General features: G+C 31.6%; 12 protein-coding genes. 8 read left to right on the plus strand and 4 right to left on the minus strand.

Annotated features, from left to right (window positions below; translation table 11 throughout):
- Window positions 1–225: 225 nt before the first annotated feature.
- Window positions 226–1113 (minus strand): DMT family transporter, encoded by an 888-nt coding sequence (locus QZZ48_RS12100; protein WP_294966211.1) that lies wholly within the window; start codon window positions 1111–1113, stop codon window positions 226–228.
- 65 nt (window positions 1114–1178) lie between these two features.
- On the opposite strand from QZZ48_RS12100, the gene QZZ48_RS12105 reads away from it, so the two are divergent.
- The 7 genes from QZZ48_RS12105 to der all read left to right on the plus strand — a co-directional run bounded on the left by QZZ48_RS12105 (window position 1179) and on the right by der (window position 6759).
- The gene (locus tag QZZ48_RS12105) at window positions 1179–1931 is read left to right on the plus strand and encodes a DnaJ domain-containing protein (RefSeq protein ID WP_294966214.1); all 753 of its coding nucleotides are present in this window, start codon (window positions 1179–1181) and stop codon (window positions 1929–1931) included.
- A 122-nt stretch (window positions 1932–2053) separates the two neighbouring features.
- Entirely contained in the window at window positions 2054–2287 is a 234-nt protein-coding gene (locus tag QZZ48_RS12110) for a cytochrome C (protein WP_294966217.1), read from the plus strand.
- Window positions 2288–2347: 60 nt separating this feature from the next.
- Window positions 2348–3340: a hypothetical protein gene (locus QZZ48_RS12115; RefSeq protein ID WP_294966220.1), complete on the plus strand. Its 993-nt coding sequence runs from the start codon at window positions 2348–2350 to the stop codon at window positions 3338–3340.
- A 73-nt stretch (window positions 3341–3413) separates the two neighbouring features.
- Window positions 3414–4079 (plus strand): LPP20 family lipoprotein, encoded by a 666-nt coding sequence (locus tag QZZ48_RS12120; RefSeq protein ID WP_294966223.1) that lies wholly within the window; start codon window positions 3414–3416, stop codon window positions 4077–4079.
- A 96-nt stretch (window positions 4080–4175) separates the two neighbouring features.
- Entirely contained in the window at window positions 4176–4757 is a 582-nt protein-coding gene (locus QZZ48_RS12125; RefSeq protein WP_294966225.1) for an LPP20 family lipoprotein, read from the plus strand.
- Window positions 4757–5158 (plus strand): hypothetical protein, encoded by a 402-nt coding sequence (locus QZZ48_RS12130; RefSeq protein WP_294966227.1) that lies wholly within the window; start codon window positions 4757–4759, stop codon window positions 5156–5158. The genes QZZ48_RS12125 and QZZ48_RS12130 overlap by 1 nt, the downstream gene beginning before the upstream one ends.
- Before the next feature lie 110 nt (window positions 5159–5268).
- On the plus strand, window positions 5269–6759 hold the full coding sequence (gene der / locus QZZ48_RS12135) for a ribosome biogenesis GTPase Der (protein WP_294966228.1): 1491 nt from the start codon (window positions 5269–5271) through the stop codon (window positions 6757–6759).
- An 80-nt stretch (window positions 6760–6839) separates the two neighbouring features.
- Here the strand turns inward: der and QZZ48_RS12140 are convergent, their stop codons facing one another.
- The 3 genes from QZZ48_RS12140 to raiA form a co-directional block, all read right to left on the minus strand.
- Window positions 6840–7364: a CopD family protein gene (locus QZZ48_RS12140; protein WP_294966230.1), complete on the minus strand. Its 525-nt coding sequence runs from the start codon at window positions 7362–7364 to the stop codon at window positions 6840–6842.
- Window positions 7365–7375: 11 nt separating this feature from the next.
- Entirely contained in the window at window positions 7376–7975 is a 600-nt protein-coding gene (locus QZZ48_RS12145) for a hypothetical protein (protein ID WP_294966233.1), read from the minus strand.
- 76 nt (window positions 7976–8051) lie between these two features.
- Window positions 8052–8381, minus strand: a complete 330-nt coding sequence (raiA, locus tag QZZ48_RS12150; protein ID WP_294966235.1) for a ribosome-associated translation inhibitor RaiA — start codon at window positions 8379–8381, stop codon at window positions 8052–8054.
- 111 nt (window positions 8382–8492) lie between these two features.
- Here raiA and trpS point away from each other — a divergent pair, with 111 nt between their 5' ends.
- Complete coding sequence (gene trpS / locus QZZ48_RS12155) at window positions 8493–9452, plus strand: tryptophan--tRNA ligase (protein ID WP_294966238.1); 960 nt, start codon at window positions 8493–8495, stop codon at window positions 9450–9452.
- Window positions 9453–9633: the final 181 nt, after the last annotated feature.

The following is a 9633-nucleotide window of genomic DNA, read 5'->3' on the forward strand; positions in this document are numbered from 1 at the left end:
AGGTTTGAGTAAAAGCTTGAAGTTAAATTTAGTAGATTATTATTTGGTCAATTATCAAAAAAAGCGAGTTTTTAAACCCCCGTTTTTTTAATTAAGTCACAAACTCCAACTAAAACTAGACATCCCTAAACACTATAGAGGTGGCATCTAATAGATGTCTGCCATCCCCTTAAGTATAAAACTCTCAAATGAACTCCCACAACGAAGAATAATTTTTATCTTTTTTTATTTAGCTCTCGCCACCATTATTCCAGCAATTACAATAAGTACTATTCCTATACATGTAATCAAACTTGGTAAAGCATCTCCCAAAAGAAGACCTACTAAAATAGCAAAGACTATATTTGTATAACTCACAGCCCCAACTATTCCAGCCTTTGTCTCTCCATATGCTTTTGTCATATAGTATTGAGAAAGTGTTCCTAAAATACCAAGTCCAATTACATATAGCCATACTATTCCACTTGGCATTACAAACTTACCTAACATAAAGTCTAACTCTGGAATCTGTATGTATTCTGAGAGTATAAAAAGTATAATTGGTCCTATAGTTCCAACTAAGGTAAAAGACAGAACTATTGCCCTTGTATCGTAAAAACTTCTAAGTTCTCTAACTGAAGTGTAGGCAAGGGCTGCTCCAATACCACTAAATATCCCAAGCACATCGTACTTTGTAAATCCAATAGCACTCGGTTGAGTTATAAGAATAATACCACCAAAACCAATAAACACCGCCAGCCAAGCAGATGCAGAGAGTTTCTCTTTTAAAAACAACCATGCAAAAATTGCCGTAAATATAGGAGCTGTTTTACTAAATGTAACTGCATCTCCTAAAGGAATATTTGCAATATTATAAAAATAAGCTAGAAGTGCAGTAAAACCCATAAGACCACGAAAAAGTAGTAAAAAAGGTTTCCCACCTTTATTGGTCATAGGGTTTTTATATACCGCATAACCTATAAGTATCACACCAAAAACATTTCTAAAAAAAACAACCTCAAGTGAAGACATATGCTCAGATGCAAGTTTAGCAAATGCACCCATTATTGCAAACATAAATGATGCAGCGAGCATATACTTAACACCATTGTTTAAATTTTTAATTCTTTTCATAAATGCAATTATAGCAAGCTATTAACTTGTATTTCGTATAATTATACGATTAATTAAGGATTGTTATGGGAAATTTATTACTACTGCTCATTGTGGGCGGATTTTTTTATTGGATATTTAAAAGTTATTCGAAGTATACAGCGTATTCTCAAGCTGCATTTAAAAACTTTTCAGTTTCAAAAGAGTCTCTGCAAAAAAGTGACTTGGGTCTTTTTGTTGCACTAGTTGCAAAGGTAGCAAAAGCTGATGGTAGAGTAGATGCACTTGAGGCTGAACTTATTGGAATCATGTTTGATGATATTTCCAATGTATTTCCAGAGCCTGAGAAAACTAAAGATATCTTAAAACAAATATTTGATGAAGAAAAAGATACAACTGACAATATCCAAGATATCGCACATGCTCTTGGAACTGCAATTAAAAGAGACAAAGCAAAACAACAGCAGTTTATGGGCTTTTTAATCCAACTCGCATTCATTGACGGTGAAGTATCTAACAGTGAAGACCTAGTTCTTCAAACTATTGCCTCTTCATTTGAGTTTAATCCAAATGATTACCATGCCATTTTTGATCAGTTTGAAAAAATGATGAATAACATCCAACCAAAAGCTAATATCTCAGATGCTTATAAACTACTGGGGGTAAACGAAAATGATGATATAAGCACAATCAAAAAGGCTTACAGAAAGTTAATTCGTGAGTACCATCCAGATATCATAAAATCTCAAGGTAAGAGTGAAGCATATATGCAAGAAGCTACAGCTAAAACTCAAGAGATAAATCAAGCATATGAAATGATAAAGAAGATGAAAAAATAAGAAAAGTTTTTATCGTACTAGTATCTGTACTAAATCTTTATGCAAGTGATTATGGGTCACTATTATTTCATGGCAACTGCGTAACTTGCCACTCTGAGACCAAGAATATTTCTGCTCCATCAATGGTGCAAATAAGACAAAGCTATCTTAGAGCATTCCCTAAAAAAAATGACTTTGTTGAATATATGTCAGAATGGGTTAAAAAGCCAAAAGAAGAGACTTCTATTATGCTTCATGCCGTAAAAAAATATGAGCTTATGCCTTTTTTACACTTTAACATGGAATCTTTAAAAGAAATATCAGTTTATATTTATGAAACAGACTTTGAAAAAGAGCATAAAGGTCATACATATTAATATAAATTATACTTAGTTTAAAATTCTTAAGATTAAATTATAAAAAATTGGAAAACTAAAATGTACAAAAAAATATTACTTTTTATTATAATCACTATATTTATAGGCTGTTCTTCACAACCAAAACATATGCCAAGACCTACAGTAGCCCCTCTTTGGTATGCGAATCCTCCAAAAGATGATAAGAACTTTTATGTAACAGCTTCTTCAAATAACCTTAAAATATTAAAAAAGATTGCAATAAATAATTTAAGAAATTCTATTGCTCAAGAGATAAAAACCTCTTTTAAAACTCCTAAACATATTTTAAAACCAACAATAGATATGCAAGAAAAGATTAATAATGCAATTGATCACCTTAGTAAAACTATTGCAATGGGGAATGTAAAAACAATTAATAGCAAATTTTTTAAAAATAAGCATCTCATACTTATAGCAATATCAAAAAAAGATCTTTACTTAAATCTAGAAGATGATATAAAAGATAAAATAAGTAAATTGGAAGATTCTTACAATAAAAATAAAAACACGACTGATATACAAAGATACTTGCATCTAGAACCGCTAATGTCTCAATATGAATATTTAGCTTCTAGAATAGCTTTATCTGAGATTTGTTCACCTAGTGATAAAACAAAGAATAATTTTAAATTATTACAAAATCTTCAATACGAATACCACAGTCTAAAATCAGATATTAATTTTTATATATTAAGTGATTATAACTCAAGGCTGTACAGCAAAGTTATCATAAGTGCACTAAAAAAAGATGGTCTTCATATTTCAAAAACAAGTAAAGATTCCCATACATTAAAACTATTAATGAGCTCAAAAACAGAAAATACTTTTGATTACTCATTTAACAAAAGTAAAACTCGCATAGTCTTTACTACCTTTGATGTTAATGGTAAAAAGGTACTTTACAGACAACACACTTTTATTGGAAAATCTAGAAAAAGTCATAAAGATGCAAAGATGCAAACATTCCAACATATGAAATCAAAAGTTAGACAACTTGGTATATTAAACTTCATAGGCGTAAAAAGCAACTGATATTATTTAGTGATAAATATTATTTAAGATGAATAGTTGTATAATCATTAATTATTTTTAAAAGGAAAAATCCATGATCAAAAACCTATTATCTATTACTTTAGCACTAATTATCTCTTCCTCAATTACAGGATGTTTTCTACTAAGTACAAGAGGGAATAATGGCGAAGTACTAAATCAAAAGGTTGAAGGCTGTCAACAAGAGAATATTGAAGCTCCTGAGTGGACTTGTAAACCTATAGTCGATGGTTTTTATAGCGCAGTAGGTATAGTAGAAGAGAGTTCATCAGGCATGGAATATACTAGAAAAGTTGCTTTAACAGAAGGGCGATATAATTTAGCTCAAGATATTAAAGCTAAGGTTAAAAGTAAAGTTGAAAATTTTATTCTTAAAACAAAAATAGGTGATGATTATACTGCGCAGAGCATTAATATGGATGTTTCCAAGGCAATATCAAAAATTGATCTAAGCCGTTCTACTGGTATTATGGCATGGTCTGCTCCATCAACTAACTTATATATGCTTGTTACACTTCCTCAAAATGATGTCAATGACATCGCTAAAGTAGCAGTAATTAACAGTTTAAAAAAGAGTGATGCGCTCTGGGAACAGTTTATGACAAACAATGACACTCTTTTAAGTAATCTTAGATCTGATAGTTACATGGAAGAATTAGAAGAAGAATTCCCTATTGCTAAAGAGAAAAGAATAAAAATAAATAATAAAGATAAAAAATAAAGTAAATATCTTAAAAATATAACTATTTGTTAATAAATATTGTTTAAGATAGCTCGTAGTATAATCGTTAATCAAACATACAAAAAGGAGATCAAAATGATCAAAACTTTATCATCAATAGCACTAGCAGGTTTAGTAGCTGCAACAATTACAGGATGTGGTGGTTCTGCACCAGCACCAAAACAAGAAGCTTTTGATAATCGTTGTAAACAAGAGAATGTTTTAGCTCCTAAATGGACTTGTATTCCTATGGTTGAAGGTGCTTATGCAGGTGTTGGTATTTCTCAAAAGAGTGCTGCTGGTATGGGTCATATGAGAAGAGTTGCTTTAGCTAACGGTCGTTCAGACTTAGCTCAACAAATCAAGTCTCAAGTAAAAGACAAGGTAGAAACTTTCACTAGAACAACTGGTGTTGCTGAAGGTGAAACTGTAGATCAAGTAAATACTGCTGTTTCAAAGCAAATTGCAAAAGTTGATCTTCAAGGCTCAAAAGGTGTTGACGCTTGGACTTCTCCATCTGGCTCTCTTTACATGTTAGTTACTGTTCCAGAAGCTACTGTAAATGGTGAAGTAAAAAATGCAGTTAAAACTAGTTTTAAAAATGACAATGCTTTATGGCAACAATTTCAATCTAAAAATGCTTTAGAAGGTTTAGACAAAGAATTTCCAACTGAGTAATGAATAAATTATTTGGCTGTGTGTTACTAACACTATTATTATTTACAGGTTGTAACTCGCAACCTGTGCCAAAAACAAATAGTATTCCGTCTTGGCTTTTAAATCCAAACCAAAATAGTAAACTAGGGGCTGTTGGAAGTTCTATGAGAACTTACGACCAAAAAAGATCAACTCAAAGAAAACTTGCTATTACTCGTGCTCTAGATGAGCTCTCTCTTCAGCAAGGAGTTAAGGTTGAGATGAATCTTACAAAAAAAGAAAGTTATAAAAATGGTAATGGAACTACAAAGATAGATGTAGATGCGAATTACCAAACAAGTGCTACTATCACTGCTCATATTGAAGAAGTTTATCAGGATAATATTTCTGGCGAACTTTTTATATGGATGGTAATAGACTAAAATAATTCTCTTCAAAAGAGAGAATTATTCAATGCTACCTCTTATCCCCTTTAAATTAGATATAATTCCATAAATATTTCTACCTCTATATATATAACAAGGCTCTCACCATGAAAAAAATCACAATTATCGGTCGTCCTAATGTTGGAAAAAGCTCTCTTTTTAATCGTTTAATTAAAAAACGAGATGCAATTACATCTGACTTAGCTGGAACAACCAGAGATGTAAAACGTAGAACTGCAATCATTCTTAATAAAGAAGTACAACTCTTAGACACTGGTGGATTAGATAAAGGCTGCGAGCTTTTTGACAAGATAAAAGAGATGTCTTTAAAAGCTGCATACAAGGCAGATATTATATTATATATGGTTGATGGAAAAGGTCTTCCAGAAGATGAAGATAAAAAACTTTTTTACGAACTTCAGGCAATGGGCAAAGATATGGCTCTAATTGTAAATAAGATAGACAACGACAAAATGAAAGATAAACTTTGGGACTTCTATGAATTTGGTACAGATGCCATCTTTGGAATTTCAGTAGCTCACAATAGAAATACGGTTGAACTTCTTGACTGGATAGGTTCAAAAATTCCAGATAGTGATATTGTAAAAGAAGAGATTGAAGAAGATATTCAAGTAATAGAACCAGAAGTGATTGACGATGAAGACTTTTTTGCTGAGCATGGACATAAGCATAATGAAGAAGATGATGGATTCACTTATTGGGATGAAGATGAACTCGACGGTGTTGTTGTAGATGATACGATTTATGGAAATAATGATCGTATTAAAGAGTTTAATGAAGAAGATATTAACCACATTAAAATTGCGATTATTGGTCGTACAAATGTAGGAAAAAGTTCACTACTAAATGCTCTTTTAGGTGAAGAACGTTCTGTTGTAAGTTCAGTTGCTGGAACTACAATCGATCCTATTGATGAAACAGTTCAGTACAAAGATAAGCAAATTACATTCGTTGATACAGCAGGTCTTCGTCGTCGTGGTAAGATTTTAGGAATTGAAAAGTATGCTCTAATGAGAACAACTGAGATGCTTGACAACTCTAATATGGCTTTAATCGTTTTAGATGCAAGTGAGCCATTCTTAGATTTAGATGAGAAGATTGCTGGTCTTGTCGATAGCAATAGATTAGCTTCTATTATTGTTTTAAATAAGTGGGATATATCTAATAGAGAAGATCATGATAAAATTTTAAGAGAAGTTCGTGATAGATTTAAATTTTTAGCATATGCACCAATTATAACTCTATCTGCAAAATCAAACCTAAGAGTTGATAAACTTCACGATATGATTTTACAAATAAACGAAAACTATTCTCAAAGAATTCCAACTTCAAAAATAAATGAAGTAATTGAACTTGCCCTTCGTCGTCACACTCTTCCAAGTGTTAGTGGACAAGTTATTAGAATCTACTATGCAACTCAGTATGAAACAAGACCACCTAAAATAGCCATTGTTATGAATAAGCCAAGTGGTCTTCACTTTACATATAGACGTTACTTAACAAATAAGATGAGAGAAGCGTTTAACTTTACCGGGACACCTTTACTATTTAAGGCTAAAAAGAGAGGGGAAAAGTAAAAGGAATATCTGGCACTAAATGCTGACACCACCGTTGCTAAAGCATAAGTGTGGTGCGATCCCTTTTCCTCTAATTCAAGTTAAGCATCTTTTGGTATTTGTTTTATCACTCTATAAATAACAAAAGCACCAATTGCTAGAGTAATAAACGTAAAAGCAAAAGAAAATGTTTTAGTAATTACGTACCCTACAATCAATAAAGACAATACCGTTGGCACTTCATTATAAGCTCGAAAAAAGTTTCCACTTTTAATACAATTGTCATTTTCCAATTGAACTCTAAAATGTTCTAAAGAAAATGAATATGCCATTAGTACAATAACTACTAAGATTTTAGCATACATCCATATATCACCATCTAATAGTTCCGGTCTAAGAAATAACATCCAAATTCCACTTAGGACTGTTGCCCACATAGCAGGAAGTCCTATATACTTGTACATTTTGTATTCTTGGATTTTTACAACTTCTACAAAATCAGGTTTATTCTTATGTTCTGTGTGATAAACATACAATCTTGGTTGATAAAAAAGCATTGACATCCATGACAAGACTGACATGATATGAAATACAACAATCCATAAATAATAATCCATAATATTCATCTAAAAGCCTATTAAAAGTTTTTTTCTAAAGAGAATGTATAGTAGTTAGATCCACCTTTCTCTACATTATTAATCAAACCAAAAATACCAGAACGATGCTTTACAGCTACCCCAAGGTAAGTATCTTTAAGTGGTTCAAATCCAACTAGTCTTCCAATATCAAAATCTAAACTAAAATCTATATAATTTAAATATTTTGAATTATTATCACTATTATCAATAGCTTCTTGTTTTTCATAGTATAAGATGTCACTTGTATATGAAGCACCTTCACCAAAACCAAGTCTAACCCTATTTTTAAAGAAATCAATGTTCCAATAAACTTTTATATATAGAGTACCTTCATATATGTCATCTTGCAGATTAGCTTCATCAAAATATGAGAAGCCTCCTTTTGCATAGAAATCTAATGGAAGATCAAAAGCATCTTTTTTTAGAAGATAACCGGCGTCTAATGATGTAACTTTTAAATCTTGAGGATAAGAAGCTACATCTAAAAAGAGAACCTCCCCAAAATCACTACTTGTGACTTGACCATGTGCAATTCTAAGCGAATAATTGTCATCTGCGCTTAAGTTTAAAAATAAAAATAGTAGAACTAAGTATTTCAAAAATATTTCCTATTGAGGGGTTTATTGGATAGTTTTATACACCCGAAAAGGGTGTATGATTATTTGATTAATTTGACTAAGCGTCAAGAGTTTCTAAATCTTTAACAGAAGTGTTTTTATGGTCAACTACTTTTGTGTGTAGACGACGAAGAGCTTTAGAAGCTCTGTCAATTGCTAAATCAATTGCAGCTTCTAAGTTATCATCAGTTTGATTAATAATTACAGGTTCAGCGTGAGCAATATGAATATCGAATTCAATTGATACACCTTTTTTTTCAGCTTTAAGGCTAACATTTACAGTTGTAATATCTAATGTATATTTTGAAAATCCATCTATTGCAGACTCAATGTGAGTTCTAGTATTGTCGTTAAGTGTTATGTCTTTTGCGCGTACTTGTACGTTCATAATAAATCCTTTTATTGAGTAACTTGGTGCTACTCTATATATAGTTTTATAATAACAGAATAAAGCTGAGATTGGTATAATACGAATAAAAAATATTTAGGATTTTATTTAATGAGAGTATTTACAGGTATACAACCCTCTGGTGATTTACATATTGGAAACTATTTTGGCTCTATAAAGCAGATGGTTGACGCTCAAAAAAACAGTGACACTTTTGCTTTTATTGCAAACTACCATGCTATGAGTAGTGGTGGTAAAGAGTTATCTAAATTAACTATGCAGTGTGCAACAGATTTTTTAGCTTTAGGAATTGATCCAAACAAGTCTACATTTTGGATTCAATCAGATGTAAAAGAAGTATTAGAACTCTACTGGGTACTATCATCATTTACTCCTATGGGTTTACTTGAACGTGCTCATAGTTTTAAAGATAAAACAGCGAAAGGCATCTCTGCAAATCACTCACTATTTTCATATCCTGTTCTTATGGCAGCAGATATACTTCTGTTTGGCTCAGAAGTTATTCCAGTGGGAAAAGATCAGATACAACATGTTGAAATTGCTAGAGATATAGCAACAAAATTCAATAATCAGTATGGCGATATTTTAGTTATGCCAGAATTTTGTGTTCAAGAAGAAGTTCAAACTGTTCCAGGAATAGATGGACAAAAAATGTCTAAAAGTTACGGAAATACTGTAAATATTTTTGGCGAAGAAAAAAATCAGATGAAAGTAATTAAAAAAATAGTTACCCAGAACGTTCCAATGGAGGACCCAAAAGAGTTTAAAGATTGTAATGTTTACAATATGGCTAAACTGTTTTTACAAGGCAACGAACTTATAGACCTTCAAGAGAGATATAAAAAAGGTGGAGAAGGTCACGGCCATTTTAAAATGTATCTTGGTGAAGTTATTTGGGAGTACTTTAGAGAATTTAGAGACAAACGTGAGTACTATGAGAAGAACCAAGATGAAGTAAGAGAAATACTTAATATGGGTGCTTCTAAAGCTAAAGAAGTGGCAATGCCTATGATAGAAAAAGTTAGAAGTGTTACAGGAATAACTTACTAATAACTTTCTTTTCTATTCTATCATTTTCCCTGAAATATCGCTATAATGATTTGACAAAATCTCAGGGAGATAATTATGCGTATTTTTATTTCGCCAATTCCAACAACAAGTGCAATTTCCACCTAAATTAGCTAGCTAATCTTTTACTCATTTCACTGAAAAACACTTCATACGGAGTTTT

The organism is Sulfurimonas sp. (assembly GCF_016744025.1).
Taxonomy (GTDB): Bacteria; Campylobacterota; Campylobacteria; order Campylobacterales; family Sulfurimonadaceae; genus Sulfurimonas.

Excerpts from the sequence above, each read along its gene's own strand:
- QZZ48_RS12100 (WP_294966211.1), bottom strand. The coding sequence starts at position 1,113 with ATGAAAAGAATTAAAAATTTAAACAATGGTGTTAAGTATATGCTCGCT.
- QZZ48_RS12105 (WP_294966214.1), top strand. The coding sequence starts at position 1,179 with ATGGGAAATTTATTACTACTGCTCATTGTGGGCGGATTTTTTTATTGG.
- QZZ48_RS12110 (WP_294966217.1), top strand. The coding sequence starts at position 2,054 with ATGGTGCAAATAAGACAAAGCTATCTTAGAGCATTCCCTAAAAAAAAT.
- QZZ48_RS12115 (WP_294966220.1), top strand. The coding sequence starts at position 2,348 with ATGTACAAAAAAATATTACTTTTTATTATAATCACTATATTTATAGGC.
- QZZ48_RS12120 (WP_294966223.1), top strand. The coding sequence starts at position 3,414 with ATGATCAAAAACCTATTATCTATTACTTTAGCACTAATTATCTCTTCC.
- QZZ48_RS12125 (WP_294966225.1), top strand. The coding sequence starts at position 4,176 with ATGATCAAAACTTTATCATCAATAGCACTAGCAGGTTTAGTAGCTGCA.
- QZZ48_RS12130 (WP_294966227.1), top strand. The coding sequence starts at position 4,757 with ATGAATAAATTATTTGGCTGTGTGTTACTAACACTATTATTATTTACA.
- der (WP_294966228.1), top strand. The coding sequence starts at position 5,269 with ATGAAAAAAATCACAATTATCGGTCGTCCTAATGTTGGAAAAAGCTCT.
- QZZ48_RS12140 (WP_294966230.1), bottom strand. The coding sequence starts at position 7,364 with ATGAATATTATGGATTATTATTTATGGATTGTTGTATTTCATATCATG.
- raiA (WP_294966235.1), bottom strand. The coding sequence starts at position 8,381 with ATGAACGTACAAGTACGCGCAAAAGACATAACACTTAACGACAATACT.
- trpS (WP_294966238.1), top strand. The coding sequence starts at position 8,493 with ATGAGAGTATTTACAGGTATACAACCCTCTGGTGATTTACATATTGGA.